Source organism: Candidatus Pedobacter colombiensis (assembly GCA_029202485.1).
GTDB classification, from domain to species: Bacteria; Bacteroidota; Bacteroidia; order Sphingobacteriales; family Sphingobacteriaceae; genus Pedobacter; species Pedobacter colombiensis.
Window position 1 is genome coordinate 2,166,447 of sequence record CP119313.1, and the last position, 16,525, is coordinate 2,182,971.

General features: G+C 39.2%; 17 protein-coding genes. 5 read left to right on the top strand and 12 right to left on the bottom strand.

The window, feature by feature from the left end; genetic code table 11:
• Positions 1-18: 18 nt before the first annotated feature.
• The 5 genes from P0Y49_09155 to P0Y49_09175 form a co-directional block, all read right to left on the bottom strand.
• The gene (locus P0Y49_09155; protein WEK21307.1) at positions 19-2,706 is read right to left on the bottom strand and encodes an outer membrane beta-barrel protein; all 2,688 of its coding nucleotides are present in this window, start codon (positions 2,704-2,706) and stop codon (positions 19-21) included.
• A gap of 83 nt (positions 2,707-2,789) precedes the next feature.
• Positions 2,790-3,356, bottom strand: a complete 567-nt coding sequence (locus P0Y49_09160) for a hypothetical protein (protein ID WEK21308.1) — start codon at positions 3,354-3,356, stop codon at positions 2,790-2,792.
• Complete coding sequence (locus P0Y49_09165) at positions 3,341-4,492, bottom strand: hypothetical protein (protein WEK21309.1); 1,152 nt, start codon at positions 4,490-4,492, stop codon at positions 3,341-3,343. The genes P0Y49_09160 and P0Y49_09165 overlap by 16 nt, the downstream gene beginning before the upstream one ends.
• 128 nt (positions 4,493-4,620) lie before the next feature.
• Positions 4,621-5,025 (bottom strand): hypothetical protein, encoded by a 405-nt coding sequence (locus tag P0Y49_09170; GenBank protein ID WEK21310.1) that lies wholly within the window; start codon positions 5,023-5,025, stop codon positions 4,621-4,623.
• A 60-nt stretch (positions 5,026-5,085) separates the two neighbouring features.
• Positions 5,086-5,490, bottom strand: a complete 405-nt coding sequence (locus tag P0Y49_09175) for a hypothetical protein (GenBank protein WEK21311.1) — start codon at positions 5,488-5,490, stop codon at positions 5,086-5,088.
• Between the two features lie 379 nt (positions 5,491-5,869).
• Here P0Y49_09175 and P0Y49_09180 point away from each other — a divergent pair, with 379 nt between their 5' ends.
• Genes P0Y49_09180 through P0Y49_09195 form a run of 4 tightly spaced genes read left to right on the top strand, consistent with a single transcriptional unit; the run spans position 5,870 to position 8,059 of the window.
• Positions 5,870-6,277, top strand: a complete 408-nt coding sequence (locus tag P0Y49_09180; protein WEK21312.1) for a helix-turn-helix transcriptional regulator — start codon at positions 5,870-5,872, stop codon at positions 6,275-6,277.
• A gap of 40 nt (positions 6,278-6,317) precedes the next feature.
• The gene (locus P0Y49_09185) at positions 6,318-6,626 is read left to right on the top strand and encodes a hypothetical protein (GenBank protein ID WEK21313.1); all 309 of its coding nucleotides are present in this window, start codon (positions 6,318-6,320) and stop codon (positions 6,624-6,626) included.
• Positions 6,627-6,630: 4 nt separating this feature from the next.
• The gene (locus P0Y49_09190) at positions 6,631-7,263 is read left to right on the top strand and encodes a hypothetical protein (protein ID WEK21314.1); all 633 of its coding nucleotides are present in this window, start codon (positions 6,631-6,633) and stop codon (positions 7,261-7,263) included.
• On the top strand, positions 7,247-8,059 hold the full coding sequence (locus P0Y49_09195; protein WEK21315.1) for a hypothetical protein: 813 nt from the start codon (positions 7,247-7,249) through the stop codon (positions 8,057-8,059). The genes P0Y49_09190 and P0Y49_09195 overlap by 17 nt, the downstream gene beginning before the upstream one ends.
• Positions 8,060-8,088: 29 nt before the next feature.
• On the opposite strand, the gene mobC is transcribed toward P0Y49_09195, so the two are convergent.
• The 4 genes from mobC to P0Y49_09215 form a co-directional block, all read right to left on the bottom strand.
• Positions 8,089-10,077: a conjugal transfer protein MobC gene (mobC, locus tag P0Y49_09200; GenBank protein ID WEK21316.1), complete on the bottom strand. Its 1,989-nt coding sequence runs from the start codon at positions 10,075-10,077 to the stop codon at positions 8,089-8,091.
• Positions 10,078-10,116: 39 nt separating this feature from the next.
• Positions 10,117-11,403 (bottom strand): relaxase/mobilization nuclease domain-containing protein, encoded by a 1,287-nt coding sequence (locus P0Y49_09205; protein ID WEK21317.1) that lies wholly within the window; start codon positions 11,401-11,403, stop codon positions 10,117-10,119.
• The gene (locus tag P0Y49_09210) at positions 11,391-11,780 is read right to left on the bottom strand and encodes a plasmid mobilization relaxosome protein MobC (protein ID WEK21318.1); all 390 of its coding nucleotides are present in this window, start codon (positions 11,778-11,780) and stop codon (positions 11,391-11,393) included. The genes P0Y49_09205 and P0Y49_09210 overlap by 13 nt, the downstream gene beginning before the upstream one ends.
• A 196-nt stretch (positions 11,781-11,976) precedes the next feature.
• On the bottom strand, positions 11,977-12,837 hold the full coding sequence (locus P0Y49_09215) for a toprim domain-containing protein (protein WEK21319.1): 861 nt from the start codon (positions 12,835-12,837) through the stop codon (positions 11,977-11,979).
• Between the two features lie 140 nt (positions 12,838-12,977).
• On the opposite strand from P0Y49_09215, the gene P0Y49_09220 reads away from it, so the two are divergent.
• The gene (locus tag P0Y49_09220; GenBank protein ID WEK21320.1) at positions 12,978-13,259 is read left to right on the top strand and encodes a hypothetical protein; all 282 of its coding nucleotides are present in this window, start codon (positions 12,978-12,980) and stop codon (positions 13,257-13,259) included.
• A gap of 94 nt (positions 13,260-13,353) precedes the next feature.
• Here the strand turns inward: P0Y49_09220 and P0Y49_09225 are convergent, their stop codons facing one another.
• The 3 genes from P0Y49_09225 to P0Y49_09235 form a co-directional block, all read right to left on the bottom strand.
• Positions 13,354-13,623 (bottom strand): molybdenum ABC transporter permease, encoded by a 270-nt coding sequence (locus tag P0Y49_09225; protein WEK21321.1) that lies wholly within the window; start codon positions 13,621-13,623, stop codon positions 13,354-13,356.
• 79 nt (positions 13,624-13,702) lie between these two features.
• Positions 13,703-15,529, bottom strand: coding sequence for a ParB/RepB/Spo0J family partition protein (locus P0Y49_09230; protein WEK21322.1), 1,827 nt, complete (start codon positions 15,527-15,529; stop codon positions 13,703-13,705).
• Between the two features lie 38 nt (positions 15,530-15,567).
• On the bottom strand, positions 15,568-16,512 hold the full coding sequence (locus tag P0Y49_09235) for a hypothetical protein (protein WEK21323.1): 945 nt from the start codon (positions 16,510-16,512) through the stop codon (positions 15,568-15,570).
• Between the last annotated feature and the right edge of the window lie 13 nt (positions 16,513-16,525).

Here is a 16,525-nt window from a genome sequence, read left to right on the forward strand (position 1 = left end):
TCCTATTTTTTGCACGTTTTATTTTTTTACGCTAAAATCACGAAAGGTATAAGTAAATGTAATCATATAATAGGTCATTAACACTTGTGCCCGCTGGTCTTCAAAGTATAGATTTGTCACAATGCGCTGAATACTGTTATTTTCCCGAAGCACATCAAATACTGAAAGCCGTATTTCTCCTCTGTCATTCTTCAAGAACTTTTTAGCTAAAGAAAGATTCCACAGGAGGTATTTTTGATTGTATTCAGAAGAAAGACCAGAAAAAAACTGCCCCGTTAAACTTGTCTGGCACACAAAGTTCCTCCAAAACATCCAATAGAGCGTTGCAGTATTAGTTTGACTAAGGAAAGTATTGTTTGTATTGGCTTGCAACCCATTATGTATTAAGGTATAAGAAACACTTGAAGCAAGTGAGAAATCAAGTTTTTCATTGATGTTGCTAGTCAATGAAAGTGAAATACCCGGTGCATGCAAACTGGAGGTATTTATTTGGTTGTTAACAAGTGCCGGACTATTTCGATAATTATAGGATATGCTACTGTTTAGGTTCGATTTGATAGCAGATAATGGTGCGCTATAGGTTACATTGGAATTTACGACATAGTTTCCAGTAAGGTTCACAGGCATTGTAATTTGCCCACCTTTTTTCAGTAAGATCTCACCGTCGATAATGACATCATTCACTGCCAGGTATGTACTATTGGTAATGTACTTATCTGTGTATGTTAGCGTGGCTGAGGCAAAGAAAGAATGCGATTTTTCTTTTGTTGACATGCTGTATCGAGTCATAAGACTATGCTGATAGGCTTGTTTCAGTTGCGGATTTCCAGTAGTAAGCAAGATGGGATTAGTATTGTTTATCACGTTTTGCAATTGCCCAACAGAGGGTTGTATAGTAGTCATGCGATATGTGATTGCGAGATTCTTGTTTAAAGCTAGTTTGTAGTTTGCTACTGCGCTAGGTAAGATATTGATATATTTTCTTGTCAGATCAGGTAGAGGAGATTGCTCCTCCTTATTATTTATGATCAGCGTTTGGTATGACAAGCCGAGAGATAAATTGAGTTTAGCATTGGTAAAATTATAACCTAAGCCGAATTGCTGTGTAGTCGTGATGCTTCTGAACTTATTTGTAAATAAGGAATCTTTCAGATCATACTTACTTGTTGTACTGGAATAGTTGTACGTATTCTTTTGCGAAGTATTATCCTGTAGTGAAAAATTATAGTTGACTTGTACTATTCCCTTTTCCCCCATAGGTTCAGTATAGGTTGGATTAACGCTTATATGCCATCCGAAATTGGCAAGATTAGACCTCTGGTCAATAGAAGCTGAATCACTAAACATGCTTGTGGCTTTAAGTGTGTTCTGTCCTCTATTATCGTTACTACCCACATTGAGCATTGAAGATAAGGTTCTTCTTTGGGTTTGGAAACGATGACGATATAGGAAATCGGAGGCTATATTGTATCCGTTAGTCGTTGAGCGATTACTATTTGTGGTCTGTGTCAGCAATTGGCTATTGTCGCCCATAGTTGCATCAGAAAGAGCGTAGCCATCACCTTGTTGGATGGAAATGATGGGTTGTATCAGAACCGAATTCATACTGTCTGTTTTCAAATCATATCGAAGGTTAAACTTGTGAACATAGCCAATTGAGGTTGTTCTATCAGACTGTTTATATTGCAATCCCGAATCAGAAACATATTCCCTAAATAGAGACCGTTGCAATTCAATATTGTTCTTCTCAAATGAATAGCTTGCAGTGAGATCGCTGGTACCAATTGTGTTCGTGTAGTTTATCGCCCCTGCATTTGATGTCGCTATACCTCCGCCTTGCGTTCGATTGGCTGGCACTTCTACGGCAGTGAACTTGCTATTATTTATGTTGTTTGATTGCCCAAGTATGGATATTCGTTGCGGCCCTCTGAAGTTGTTAATATTTGCACCGGCTTGATATCTATAATCACTACCATATCCCGCATACGCTTTGCCAAACTGACCATTTCTGCGGTCAGGTTTTGTTACGATGTTTATTGTTTTTGAAGTTTGACCATCAGAGAACCCTGTAAATTGTGATTGTTCGCTCCTTTGATCGTACACTTGGATCTTACTCACGATATCTGCTGGCAGATTCTTTAATGCCATGGACGCATCATTTCCCATGAAAGGCTTGCCATCGAGCAAAATCTTAACCACCATTTCGCCTTGCGCCTTGACTGTTGCAGTGGAGCTGGACACCTCTATGCCTGGCATTTTCTTTATAAGGTCTTCTACACTTGCATCGGCATTTGCTGAATATGATTTCGCATCGAACTCGGTAGTGTCTCCTTTTTGCAAAACTCTGGGTGATCGTTCCAGAATTCTCACTTCATCCAATGTGTTATTTGAAACGGATAGAATAATTTTTCCTAGCTGTATTGATCCATTCAATATTATGATAGCTTTTTCAAGAGTAATAAAGCCAATGTAACTTGCTTTTAGCTGGTAATGTCCAGATTTCAGACCAGTAAACGAAAATTCACCCTGAGCATCTGAAACAGTACTTTTTTTACTAGAATCTGCATCTTGAACAAGGCTGATGGTGGCTCCGTGAAGCGGTAATGTATCTCGTTCCAGCAAAGAGCCCACTATCGAATAGGTTTGCGATCGACAAACTATACTCATGGCGAAAAGCCCGAAGAAAAGAAGTAGTCGATTATGCATGTGCGATATGGTTTAAGATTACAGCTGGTTAAAGACAGTTAACCAGAAGAACTTATGCTAATCAAGATGTTCAAGAATTAAGGTTATCGGAAAACTCTTGAAAAAGCGGATGAAACAGTAGCCTTGCTAAAATTGGAACCAAGGTACATTTCCTGATAGCGGACAAGAACCAATTTGTTTTTGTATTGCATGACGATTGCGGGTGTAATGTCTATGTTATACAAGTTAAAAATAGAATTTGAGGGCGCTTGGAGGGGTTCTGTATTTTCTACTGATGGATAAAACACAAAGAGATTATCTAAAATCCCCATAGTTGTTTTATTCTCATAGATATAGTTTTTCATTTGAAATACCGATGAATCACATAAAGAGATAGAACAAAATTTGATTGAATCTGTCTGGCTCATAAGAGACTGGAGATAGTTGGTTATCTCACTAAAGCATTTCAAACAAGACTTGTTGTTTTTTAATATATAGATCTTTCTTTCCGGATCATTTGAATGTAGCTGAATAGGAGAAAAATCACGTTTATATACGATCATTTTACTAATGTCAAAGCGACCATTGGGAATGCCGATCATTTCCTGAGCAAGAACTGATCGGCAAAAACTAAGTGTAAAAAAAAGTATGGCTATTATTCTAGTTTCCATTTGTATATAAAAATGGAGTAGTAATACTCCTGGTCTAAATATTTTTTATTAATCATTGTTCTGTAATCACTAACAAGCATAGGCTCATCTGGGACATCATTTCCCACGGTAATTACAATAACCATGGAATCGGTAAATAGCACAGGGGTGCTTACAGTTAGATTAGGTTTGAATGTTTCTTTTGAAACAATATCAGTAGGCTTCCTCAAGAATGTCATTTCCTGACCTGAAACTATGTTAATCCAACAACTACAGCTGCGCTTGTACTGCCAAACATCTATTGAGCGTAAATCAGTTTTAGATGCTCCAGGCGATTTATAGGATACTAATAATGATGAATCATTTAGAAAGAAGATTTTTTCAATACGGGATACGGTATCATCAATAACAAGAAAATCTGTTATTAAACTTTTTGCATATGTACCATACTTTTGAGGATCTGTTTTCTTGTTAAAGTGTTTCCAATCAACGACATTCTTTTTGATCGAATCCTTGAGACTTAATTGGTCATTGTAAAACAGTATTTTATATTCCAATGTGCTTGCAACAGCTGTTATTTTGTTTCGGGAATCTATGAGCCTGTTTGGTAAATGAGTAAACTCGATACCTTCATAATCATTGGTTGCAAACTGCTGATCGATTTTTTTCTTAGGGATATCATAAACAATTAGTTTGAACTTTGCTATATCATCTTTGGGATGGAAATTATAAAGTCCTGCTCCTAGAAACTTATCATTCCCTAATCCGAATGTTTGAGTTAAATGAGTATTGGTTGCTTCGAATGCTACTATTTCTTCGTATGTAGAAGGTGTGGTTTTTTTGAAAATCCTATGCCGATCGCTACAAGGGATGATGAGATAGTCTTTTGTAACACTCATATTCTCTTGCATGAATGCTGTGATGTGGTAGTCAGTATTTGCTTTTTTAAAAAATATTCGAATGGTGTCCATTGAGGCATTTGGGAAACGAGAAGTATCCTGTAGATTGAATACAAAGCCCAATAAATACCTATCAAATTCATCAGATTCTTTTTTAATGAAATGTCCTTCATCAAATGGAATCCAGTATAAGGATTTCCCATCAGTTGCAACACAGAATTGATTGGGGTTAGGATGGTAGCTAATATTTGTCTTCATTACCTTGTCCATATAGATATTAAGGCGACCAGACTGTGACGATCCTACAAATGGAATAAAAAACAAGAACCATATGAAAATGGTTCTTGTTTTTAAATAATTTACTGTTAGAATGATATTCATTTTATCTACTCCTTGTCAGTATCAGATTCAATAGAAATTGTAGCCTCACCCTTATTGGTTACATTCCAACTAACCGGAACCTTTCCTTCATACAAGATTTCTCCATGCATATTTTGCTGAGAAATTTGAGCCATCACGTAGTCATGAATGGCCTCATAAGAGTACAACACACCGGACTTTTTAATAACAGGTATGGTTGGCCAACAACATGATAGGTTTCCGGGCTCTGCACAATCCATAAAATGTTCAACATCCCCACTTGGGAAGACAGATTTCATATAGTACACAGAACCATATCCATCAGCATACAACTTGGATATACTGAGCCTATATGTAATTGTAGCTTTAGATACAAATGCTATGACTGAAACTACCAGTAGCAGAAAGAGTTTTTTCGTTACGTTTTTCATGGCTTAAATTTTATTTAGTTTGATTTTATTTTGAATTAAAGAATTGAAAAGATAGTCTACTTATTTAACATCTTCATCAGAGTCAATGGAGATCTTACCTTCACCTTTCTCATTGATGCTCCAACTAACTGGAAGCTTTCCTTCATACAAAATTTCCCCCTGTACATTTTGCTGAGAAATTTGGGCCATCACATAGTCGTGAATAGCATCATACGAGTATGACACGCCATACCTTTTTATCACCGGTATAAAGGGCCAGCAACAGCTGTTGTTTCCCGGGTAGCTACAGGATAATGTGTGAGTTTGATCTCCATTGTCTGTTGTTAGCTTAGTGTAACTCACATATGAATACGATGAATACTGACCAGTAAAATAAAAATAGTAGGTAATAGTTGCTTTCGATGCAAACGAGAAGGCACAGGTTACAAAAAGCGTTAAAGCGGATCGTCTTAAAATTGTTTTCATAGAATGTTTTTGTTAAAAGGTTGTAAATGATTAATTAAAGAGATAAATGAAATTAATTCCTATTCCTCAGATTGCTAAGGAAACAGGGGATTGTTGTTGAACTAAACTACATAGGAGAGTGATTTTGTGATTTCATAGATATATAATTGGATGGTAAATAGATTGGTGAAGAAAAGTTTCTAAAGTATCAAAGTGTAGCCAGTACAGCTTTCTCTAATAATTTTAAAAATATTTTTGTGATATGGATACCTGCAATATTTGTCATATTATTGGTGGATTTGTAGAGCAATATTATGACAACACAGCTAAATTTCTCCATGTTGTCATAAATATCTGCTGATTTGTTATAACTAATAGTTATAGAATTATTTTCAAACAAATGGAATACGCATTATATCAGAGAATTAGAATTGTCCGGGAAGTGCTCAAAATCAAGCAAGGGGTATTTGCTGCTTCCCTAGGAATTTCGCAATCTCTTCTTTCTAAAATTGAAAAAGAACAAAGGACTATTCCAATTGAATTGATTATCAACATCTGTTTGATCTATAATGTAGGAGGTGATTGGATATTATTAGAAGAAGGTCCAATGTTCAAAAAAGGGATGAAAGCAACTTCTCAGGAAGCGAAAATCGTTGAAACGCCCGAAATAGAGCTGCTTAAAGTTATGCCTAGAACCTTACTCGATTTAGAAGACCCGGAAAAACTGGAGAAAGGACTTGTGGCGTTTGCTGATTATATTGAAAAATTGAGACATAAAACAAAAAAAGTCAACAAGGGAAAACAATAAAATAAGTACTATTTATTAACGCTTAAATAAAAAAATAAAAATGGCATTTGACGGATCAGAAGGCGGCCCAATTAGCATAAATGAGGCCTCCGAAGCAACAAAAAGATGGAGAGACACCAACCCAGGACAAATACAGGGTGAGTTCTGGGGAAATGAAATATTACAAACCTTGATGAAACAGGAGGAAGCTGTAGGGTTAAGGGTGCATTTTGGGCTTGATAAGGAAGGAAAGATGCAATCATTCATTACGGCTGTCCGAAAGGATGAAAGTGACATATTATCAATTGTTGCTGATTTTTCATGCCCGTGCCCACCAAGATGTGGTAATCCCAACCCATTAAACTCCTAATAAAATGCTATACCAACTGATACAATATATAGGAATTGTATCTATTTTACCTGGTGCTATCCTTGCTGCCATTAACTATAAAAGACTTCATATAAAAGCATTGCGAATTCTCGCAATGCTTGCTTTTTATAATGTTGTTTGGGAATTGATCTCGATGATTACAAGCATTGGATTCGTGGTTAACAATTCAATGCTTGTAGGCATACATAGCTCTGGTGAGTTATTATTGATAGCGCTTTACTTTACTCAATCCCTAACAACTAAGCAATTTCGGCCACTATTTATATCAGTAAGCATAATACTTACCATTGCAATGGCCGCTAATTTATGCTTTGAGCCTGGCATTTTCCCTGCTAAGGCCAGAGCTGCACAAGCTTTAGCTATTGTCATCTTCTCTATTTACGGCTTTTTTGTCTGGCTAAAAAGCTATGATCAACGCATTTATGAATTATATGTGATCCTGGCATTTTTGATTTATTTTTCTGCTTGTACAATCACATTTTACTACAGTGACGTAATGCCACCTGATTGGGCAAGAATAATTTGGTTTTTCCATGATATTGTTAATATTGCAAGTAACCTATTGATACTATTTGCATTTATTAACTACTTATATCGTCATGGAAAAAAGCTTTAATCCTCAAAATTTTGTTTTCGATGTTCTCTTCTTTGGCACTGCCGTTCTTTTACTTTTTGCGGGATTTATCTTGCTGATTGTTATTACTGCGCACAAACGTTTTCGTAAGGCAGATGTAGAATCTATTGAGATGCGCCTTGTAAACATGCAGCTTAATGAAATGCTTGAAAGCTTATTATATCAAATCAATTCTTTACAAGTAGAATCAATTGACACCGCATTGGAAAGAGAGGCATACCTTGCCCGGTATCTTGACGATGTATTTGTATTATTTAGAATGGTAGACAATTTTGCATTAGTTAAATTAGAGAATACAAAGGACTGGGAAAAGACTTGCACGAACATGTATATATCGCTGGATGAAGAACTGCAGAAACTTAAGCAGAGTACTTTCTTCATTAAAAACTTAGATCTACCATTGCAACAATTGATTAGTTCATATATCGAAATAATAAACAAAAGTTCTAGAAATCAAATAGATTGTATTGTTAAAACGTCCTCTATAATTTCATCACAGTCCAAAAAAGACATCTTTAGTCTTCTTCAGATACTTACACTTTTATCCGGTAAGAGTAAAAGCTATCAAGTAAAAATTGAAGAAATTGGATACAATTTGATCATTCGGTTGGAGGGCAATATTGTTTCGGAAGATGTGGATACTCAACTACTGATAAAGAGATTGCAGCTAATAGGAAATGTAAATAACGTGATAGTTGTTAATTTATCAATGCTAGATAATGGTATTATAGAGGTCAATTTACCAATGACGGCAGCTGGTGTTGAGGTTCAAGATTAACACCAAAGCATAGCAATCATCTGAAAATATCATTCCTTTCTGATAATCAAATGTTCCAAAGCCGGATTTTGCCTCATTCTTTGGATCTCGCTATCGACAATATCCTGCACTTCCTGTTTGATCTGAAGATAGTTTCTTTGTACCATGCTGTTATCTACTTGCCTGATCACAGGGATTGGCTTATAGGTTTCTTCTTCGGCTTTAAGAGCATCATGATCATTAATAATCTGGCAGTGGAAAGCCTTTAAATCGATTCGCTCATCAGGATTGTCGGCTATCATCCCCACAAAGTCACCACTGCTTAACGCTGCAATTTTTGAAGCCGGAACAGCTGCTTCCAGTTGCTTACTTTTACTGATAGAGGTATCACCGCTGTTGATAGACAGGCTCTGTCGATCCTGCATAATGCGCCCGATCCGGTCGCTCAATTGCTTTGCGGTGTCCCCGGTAACCTGGCCTGAAATGATATTGCCCACGATACCCATGATCACGTCAGCCTGCTCTTTACCATAGTCTTTACGGAGTTGAGACAGATCCTGGATACCTAAAGTTGTAGCTACCTTATTGCTTCTGGCTGTAGCGATCAGGCTGTCGATACCATTGAGATAGATGGTTGGAAATTCATCAAAAACAAGGCTTGACTTTAATTTTCCTTTCTGGTTCACCAGCTTAACCAATCGGTTCACATATAAAGAAAGTACTGCCCCATAAGTCTGTATTTTCTGCGGATTATTGCCACAGCACACCAGTTTTGGAGCATCCGGATTGTTAATATCAAGCGTAAAATCATTACCTGAAAGCACATAATATAATTGTGGAGAGGATAGCCGTGCAATGGCTACTTTACCGGATGCGATCTGTCCCTCCAGCTGCTCCATTACATCATTGATATAGGCATTCACAAAAGGATTGATCAATACGTCAATCTCTTTTTCAAGTCGTAAAACAGTAAACAGATCATCATATGGCAGCTGCATAAATTCGATCACATGCGGTAGTGTACAATATTCACCGCCCTGGTATTTGCGCAAGAACCAGATAATGGCTGTCAGGAAATTGATCGGACTTTCTACGAAGAAATCACCTTGTTTTTTGATCCATTCCCGGTTAAGACCCATTAAAATAGTACGTGCGCTTTCGGCTGCATCGGTTATGTCTGTCATAGATAGTGGATCTAAAGGGTTGCACCTATGGCTTCTGGTCAGGTCATCGAAATTGATAAAATAACAGGCAGATTTACCTTTGTATTTATGCTGATGCTTTAACCAGGTATTGTATACAATGATGGATAAATCCGGAAATTTGAAGTCGTAAGCGAACAGTGCAAAACCTTTGGCGATGTGCTGGGTGATCACATGGCGGATCACAAAATAGCTTTTACCAGCTCCCGGAGTACCCAATACCAATAAGCCCCTGAAGGGATTAATGACGTTGATCCAGCTGGTGCGTTTCTTGTTTTTTAATTGGTATTCTGCTGGGAGGTTAATCGAAAATTCATTTTCCAGCAGCCGTTCTTCCTGCGGAAAAGTTTCGTTTTCGGAGTTGAAAATATCGTCCTTCAGGGCATCTTTAATGATGCGTGAAAGCAATGTTCCACCTGTCATACATACTAAAAAACCTACCGCAGTAATAGAGATATACAAGGCAGCCTTTACGCCAACTGATAAGGGTGCTTGCAGGGCAAGCCAGCTTGAAAAATAGACCAATAGCCCTGTAATGATGTAGGCAAATGCTGTTTTATAGTTCAACTTTTCATCCTTTTTACCCTTGGCACCAATCAGCGAAATAACCAGCATCCCCAAAGCGATCAGCTTGGATTTGTGGAAGGTTGAGAACAGTCCCGTCTTGTAAATATTGCCTAAAATAGTGTCTGTAAAGGGCATTGAAAGCCCCCATAATTTAAACGCTGCATAGCAGAAATAATAGCAGTGCAGCAGCAATACCACCACGCTAATCAGGCGTGTAAAGTCCATAATTTTGCGAAGTGCCTGTTCGTTTTCGCCTGTTTGTAGTGCCATAATCCATTTCCTCCTTTATCTTTTTCACTAACTCTTTTACTATCTTTTTTTTCTTTTCTTCTTCTTTTTCTTCCACTCGTAAGGCACATTCTGTGTGCTGTATTCATACTGCATCAGGCTTTCCACCAGCCCCTTTTCATTGTTGGTTTCTTCCCCCTGATCGGCAGGCATTGATGGGTTTTCATGCCTGGTTTTATCTGTTACAGGTGCAGAATGATCTTTAGATGGCGGCAAAAATTGGGGCTTTTGTTCTTGCTCTTTGGCTTTATTGAAAGCGTTTTCAAGTCGTTCCATCATGCCTTTTGCGCTGTATTTTTTGCCCAATGCGCTGCCGTTAAACACACATTTTGTGCGGTGATCTACATAGGTTAAGCCATATAAAACACCATCTGAATTTTGCCGTAAAGCGGTATGGATACCTCCAGTTTTTAGCTTTTGAACCAATTGCTCAAGTGATATTTTGGGGTTGCGTAACAGTAGCATGTCAATGGTATTTTTTACTTTTTCCTTATGCTGCTGTCGGTGAACATCATTCTTTAAATACCTTTCCTGAAGGAACTTTAATCCGGGATTGTTATGAAAAGAGCTTGCTTTAACTGGTACACCCACTGGCTCACCCTGGGCATTCAGCACATGGTATATTAGCCCCTTATGCTGATAGATCCTGGAGTCTTCATTGCCGCTGCTTGCCCCAATATTATATTGATTGAGAACAGCATTCAGCTCGGCAAGCGAGGTATATTTATAACCCTGCAACACGCTTTCCAACACGTTTGCAATAGCTTTTCTGGTAGGCAGCTCACCATAGAACACTCTGGTAGCATCTACGGGCTTTAAAGAAAATTGCAGCTTTTTATGATCTTCTGCTCTGACCAAACCATATTTTTGCTCGATGCTTTTGCGCACAGGTTCTGACAAATCCCGGCCAATGTATTGGGTGGTGATCAAGTCTCCATCGGCTTTTATTTTGGTGGTGACGATATGAATATGCGGGTGTGCTGCATCGTCATGGCGGTAAACAAGGTAAGGTTGGGCACCAAAGCCAATCTGTTCCATGTACTCTTGTGCTATAGCTTTCAGCCTGCTGTCAGAGAGCTGTTCGCCTGGTGCAAAATTCAAGCTGATATGGGTGCTTTTACGCTTCACATCAGGGCGTAAAGCAGCTGTTTTCAGCAGCATATTTATTCTTTCATGGGCATCAGTATGCTCCAGGTCTATGGGGTAATTTGCCGCCATCAGGCATTCGGCAATTCCCTTGTTTACCTTATTTTCATTGTAGTGAAACGTGCGCCTGATTGAATAGCCGGAACCTATTACCGCAACCATTGTTTAGCAGTTTGGGTAATGATTACCTTTATCTCATTGATGGCTGCAAACAGGTTTTTCTTCTCGTTTTCATACCCTTTGATCCAAGCGTTGATCTCCCTTGCATTGTCGGCCATGTGCAGCCTGTGTACCATCTGGTTATAGTTATTGGTTACCCCGTTCAGATCGCTTTGTAGTCTGGTCAATACGGCAATAAGATCATCGAGCGAGCCGTTTCTATGGATCACAGTAACAGGTTCAGCAAGCAGGATCTTACGGGCGTACCGGCTTAATTTTCGTTCGGTGGTCTTTGAAAAATTGTCGGTCAACTGCTTATGTTCAGTATCATTTAAGCGTACATGCAGCCATTTGTTCTTAATGTTATTGTTCTCACTCATCACTTTATCTCCTTCACTTTACAATATGATATTACTTAAAACACTACCAGCCGAGTTCCGAGGCTGGTACCTTTATCCTCCGAAGTGATACTTCGGGACATCTTGCCGGGTTCTCACGCAGTAGGATACCCCTTCGCAGAACTAAAGTCTTGTATCCAGTCCAGTTTCATTAGCTGTGTATAGCTATCCATTACCTTTAAGGCTTTAGGTTTAAGAAATCATTGAGATCTTCACAGTTTGGATAAAGTTGACTTTCATCGATATATCTACGGCTTATTGATTTTGCGTACCGTAAGCATTTTTTTCCCGCTTTATTATTATCCAGGAACAGGTGAATAACTTCATATTGCTCCATCGCTGAACGGGCTTTTTCAAACATGGCTAGGCTATTCAGGATCACGAAATCCATATCCTGATTTAAGGGCTTCAGCACCAGATATGAAAGAAAATCAAAAAAGCCCTCTAGTACGGATACTTCTTTTGCTCCGCTGAGTATTGTGGTAAAGTCTTTTGGTGAACTGCTGCCCTTGAAATATTTGTTGCGCAACTCATAGCCTCCGGAATCGTTTTTAAAGCCGATGGCATAATAAATTTTAACGCCCACCTGATAACGTACTTCAGAGCAGTATTTCTCGGCTATATCGTAAGGTATTCCCCGTTCGGTCAAATAGTTTAACAGCGCATGGGAAGTTAGGACATGATCGCTTAGGATGGTAATAGGAAGATCATCCGGTTTCGGCTTTAAATGATCATCTTGTTTCCGAAAGGTAGCATTTCCGGTTTGCAGCATCAATAAAAAATCTTTTACAGTACAATTGTTGTAACGGATCGCAAAATCAATCAGGTTACCGCCTATACCATCCCCAAAATCAAACCAGCGGTTAAGCTTCCTGTTAATTTTAAATGATGGCGTTTTTTCTTCCCGCAATGGAGAATGGTACCAATAGTTGTTTCCTTTGATCCGGGCCGGTTCTATTCCAAGGGTAGAAAGATATGCTACCATATCATAATTACGCGCATCGGCACAGGTAATCCTGCTGAAATTCTCTTCACTCATCTTTAGCCTCTCTTTCAGTTAGTGATACGAAAATAAACAGGACTGTTGAGAAGCAGGCTACCTGTTCCAAAATGAAACAGGTGAATACCCTGACAAATAGATAGTTTTGTAGGGTGACGTTGATTAAATATATGTGAGACATGACAAACAAAAATTTACAGCTCGTTTTCGATACACTGTTGTGTATGCCGGGCATGAATGAAAAAGTAAAAATTGATTTGCGGCCTAGCCGCAAGCTGGTGCTGCTGTTATCGCAGGTGGTAGAGCGTGGCCTGACGGTAAAAGATGGGGATGGTATTGTAGAAGCGGTACCGGAAGCAGCAATTAATGAGCTGAAGGAACTTGTTGAAGGGTGTATGGAAAAATCCGGACTAACAGAATTCGGTCAAAAACTCAAAAACATTCAGCAATTTAAAGGGTAAAAGAAAAGGGATCATCAGATCCCTTTTCTTTTTAACATACAACATACTATAGCAAAAGCTTTTTTGGGGTTATTCAAACTCCAATAAGTTCAATTTAAGGCTGTTTAACCTGTTCTTGCCTGGGTTTAATATTACTATGATTGTACCATGCTACAGCCAGGAAAAACAGGCCGCCCAGGATGAGTAAAAGACCGATAAGATTAAAGACCTTTTCAATAAAAGTGATGCCTACCGCTCGTTCATAAGAACTAAACCCTTGTAAGCCGGTAATTGTCCTGCGGTTAAATTTTCTGCGACCAATGAAGTACCGGATGGTTATACCCAACAGTACAGCTATGATTCCGATAACTATTGTTGCTCCCATAACATTGTAATTTAAAATGAATGATCTGTTAAATTGCGAAAAAAGGCGCAATTAAAAAACTGCGCCCTTAATTAAATGCTTACACTACGGAATTTATTCTTTCCAATCGTTTTTGCATTTCAGTTACCCTTTGGTTTAATCTCAACTCCCGGGTTTCCAATATTGCCTGTTGTTCCTGTTCAATGAGCTGAACGTTCGTGCCTGAACTTTCTGCCACCTGGTACAGCGTATAAGCAGATACACTGTTAGGCGTTTTGCTCTCTGATTTACAGGCAAGAGCCATCCGGATCAGGTAGGCAAACTGCTGCTCGGTAAGGGTCGAAAGAACAGTGTAAATTTCTTCCTGCTCAGTCATATTGGGAATACTCTCAGCAGGGAACAACGTTTCTTTTACTTTCCTTTGCGTAGAGTAGTCAAGACTGTTAAAGATGATCAGTCTTGCAGCGCAATTGTCCGCAGCCGTCAGGCTTTCATTACTTTCCAGTACGCTGAACTGTTCTGTAAACTGTTGGTGCAATTTCAACTGCACCTTTTCACGGTCGAGTTGTTTAGACCTTACTTCTTTAGCTTGTAAACGTATCATTTCTCCCTGAAGCAATTCGGCTGTTACGGTTCCGTTTTTGATCGCCTCCTGTACCTGCTTTGATGTGACTGTTGTGCTGCCTGATCTTTGCTGCCGTTTTTCGGTATTAAAAAGTATACAGCTCACTTCATTCTCAGAAATGAATATCGCAACGCTTGCCTTACCCGTTTCTTTTAAGTGATTGTATTCCTCTAAATCAGCTTTATATTCATTAACCGCATGTTCATATTCTTCCTGCTCAAATTTATCGGGATCATCATCTTCAGCCCAGTTATCGGTATAATCTTCCTGGTCAGGTACCGAAGGTGGATTAAAAGTGGTAACATCTGCTGTATCAAAAACAGGCAGATCCTTGGCTACCGGATGAGCCGTTATAATACTACATACAGACTCTGAAAAGTTCCGGCCTATTATCGCAACGGGGTTATATTGCTCTATGGCATCATATACCAATCTTTGCAAGTGGGCATTACATTTATTTTGGTAGCAGCTTTTATTGGTGCATACCGCTTCTTTAGCCATTTCAGGAAACAATGTTTTCAGTACCGCAGAGTTATACGGGCATTTGGTGCATGCACCGATTTCAGGCAGCAGGTTTTTATCCTTTGTCTCAAATGGTGCCCGTTTAAGATTGTAGCGGAACTTATTGAGGATACCGGATAGGTTATACAGTTGAAAGTCCTTTTTCTGCCAATCTTTACAATGGCTATCAAAAAACTCCTGTTGGGATTCGGGATCAATGGCGGCAATGGTGAAAGCCTCCTGAATGGTAAATTTGTTTGCAAGAAAGATCAGCTGTATCGGCTCGATCAATGCTGCCAGTTTGATCCGGCTGTATACAAACGTTTTGGACTTGCCCAAGCGGGTTGCAATTTCATCATTATTAAGTCCATCCTGCTGCATCTGAGCGATAGCAAGGGATTCATGTAAAGGATGCGGGTTTTCCCTTTGCAGGTTTTCGGCAAGTTGTATTTCTCTGACCTGCTGATCTGTCAGGGTTCGGATCACAGCAGGCAAGTGTTTTAACTTGGCAATCTGTGCGCCCCTGAAGCGCCTTTCTCCCGCGACCAGCTCATACCTTCCTTTTTTTACTACCCGAACGGTAAGGGATGAAATAATACCATGAATTGCCAACTCTTCTGCAAATTTATCAAGCGCATCAGGATCGTAATACTTCCGGTAATTTAAAGGGCTGATGTCGATCAGCTCAATCGGAATGTTTTCTAACTTGTCTTTGTCACCAGACTGAACGTCATTTTTGGCGGCTGCAATTTTTGTCCTGGACAATGTTGCGCCTTTGCTTTTTTTAGCTGTGGTTATCATACTTGTTATTTTTGATGGTTGAATGATTGATGATTTCGTTAAAAACTCGATTGCACACAGTGCCCGTGGCTCATCTTGTATTGGTCAAGTTCCTGATCACTCATGTGTCCGAACTCGGCTATGGCTTCCTGCAATATTTCAGAGAGTGTCTTTCCACCCTTTACACCATAATTGACAGTCCTGTTATTAAATCTTTTCTTCTTATTTTGTTCATAGACCACCCACTTGTAAAATTCAGCAGGCAGATTTCTGAAAAGCCAAAGCAATTCAGGTTTGCTGATAAAGGGGCACATCATACAATTGGAAGGATATGGAAGCGGCCATCCTGTTTGCAGGATATATTGCTGGCATGCCTGTCTGTCCATGGATTGTTCGATAAGCGGATAAACTTTTTGGATCGAAGCTTCCATCCAAACTGGCTGCGTTCTTTTTTGCTTTTGGAACAGGTTAAGCTGTCGGGCAAGCAGCGTTTTTCTGTTTGTTTTTTTGATCCGCTTCTCCTCTCCGGCAGCAATACCTAAAATGATCCTGATCTTGCCATATTCACTACTGAATCGCTTGATGTACTTTTTCCCTTTGGGGATGGCAGTACCCTGGTATCCGTAATAGGTTTGGGCGATGTAATGGTCTAAGAAATTATAGATGGGTTTAATCTTCAGGTTATCCGTACACGTCCGGGGAAACATCAATGACATGATGTTGTTGTTCCTGCGGTACTGGTAGATAAGGGATAGCCATGTTCTGGGGTGGTATCCCATGCTGCTGTTCAAAAAAAAGAACGGGATATGATGGTCGCTGCAAAGTGTTTTTATAAAGCGGATGTGCCTATAGGTATGCGGATGTTCGTTACCCGTATTAGACATGACTACAATAAAATCACCCTGTACATAACGCTGCCTAAAATCGGGATCACGAATGATACGGTACAAAATGCAGGTGCTATCCTGACCGGCACCGAACGAGAGTATGGTTAGTCTTTTCATGGTGGTTATGATA

What these genes read in the sequence shown, in the direction of transcription:
- P0Y49_09155 (WEK21307.1), bottom strand. Translation starts at nt 2,706, where the DNA reads ATGCATAATCGACTACTTCTTTTCTTCGGGCTTTTCGCCATGAGTATA.
- P0Y49_09160 (WEK21308.1), bottom strand. Translation starts at nt 3,356, where the DNA reads ATGGAAACTAGAATAATAGCCATACTTTTTTTTACACTTAGTTTTTGC.
- P0Y49_09165 (WEK21309.1), bottom strand. Translation starts at nt 4,492, where the DNA reads ATGAAGACAAATATTAGCTACCATCCTAACCCCAATCAATTCTGTGTT.
- P0Y49_09170 (WEK21310.1), bottom strand. Translation starts at nt 5,025, where the DNA reads ATGAAAAACGTAACGAAAAAACTCTTTCTGCTACTGGTAGTTTCAGTC.
- P0Y49_09175 (WEK21311.1), bottom strand. Translation starts at nt 5,490, where the DNA reads ATGAAAACAATTTTAAGACGATCCGCTTTAACGCTTTTTGTAACCTGT.
- P0Y49_09180 (WEK21312.1), top strand. Translation starts at nt 5,870, where the DNA reads ATGGAATACGCATTATATCAGAGAATTAGAATTGTCCGGGAAGTGCTC.
- P0Y49_09185 (WEK21313.1), top strand. Translation starts at nt 6,318, where the DNA reads ATGGCATTTGACGGATCAGAAGGCGGCCCAATTAGCATAAATGAGGCC.
- P0Y49_09190 (WEK21314.1), top strand. Translation starts at nt 6,631, where the DNA reads ATGCTATACCAACTGATACAATATATAGGAATTGTATCTATTTTACCT.
- P0Y49_09195 (WEK21315.1), top strand. Translation starts at nt 7,247, where the DNA reads ATGGAAAAAAGCTTTAATCCTCAAAATTTTGTTTTCGATGTTCTCTTC.
- mobC (WEK21316.1), bottom strand. Translation starts at nt 10,077, where the DNA reads ATGGCACTACAAACAGGCGAAAACGAACAGGCACTTCGCAAAATTATG.
- P0Y49_09205 (WEK21317.1), bottom strand. Translation starts at nt 11,403, where the DNA reads ATGGTTGCGGTAATAGGTTCCGGCTATTCAATCAGGCGCACGTTTCAC.
- P0Y49_09210 (WEK21318.1), bottom strand. Translation starts at nt 11,780, where the DNA reads ATGAGTGAGAACAATAACATTAAGAACAAATGGCTGCATGTACGCTTA.
- P0Y49_09215 (WEK21319.1), bottom strand. Translation starts at nt 12,837, where the DNA reads ATGAGTGAAGAGAATTTCAGCAGGATTACCTGTGCCGATGCGCGTAAT.
- P0Y49_09220 (WEK21320.1), top strand. Translation starts at nt 12,978, where the DNA reads ATGACAAACAAAAATTTACAGCTCGTTTTCGATACACTGTTGTGTATG.
- P0Y49_09225 (WEK21321.1), bottom strand. Translation starts at nt 13,623, where the DNA reads ATGGGAGCAACAATAGTTATCGGAATCATAGCTGTACTGTTGGGTATA.
- P0Y49_09230 (WEK21322.1), bottom strand. Translation starts at nt 15,529, where the DNA reads ATGATAACCACAGCTAAAAAAAGCAAAGGCGCAACATTGTCCAGGACA.
- P0Y49_09235 (WEK21323.1), bottom strand. Translation starts at nt 16,512, where the DNA reads ATGAAAAGACTAACCATACTCTCGTTCGGTGCCGGTCAGGATAGCACC.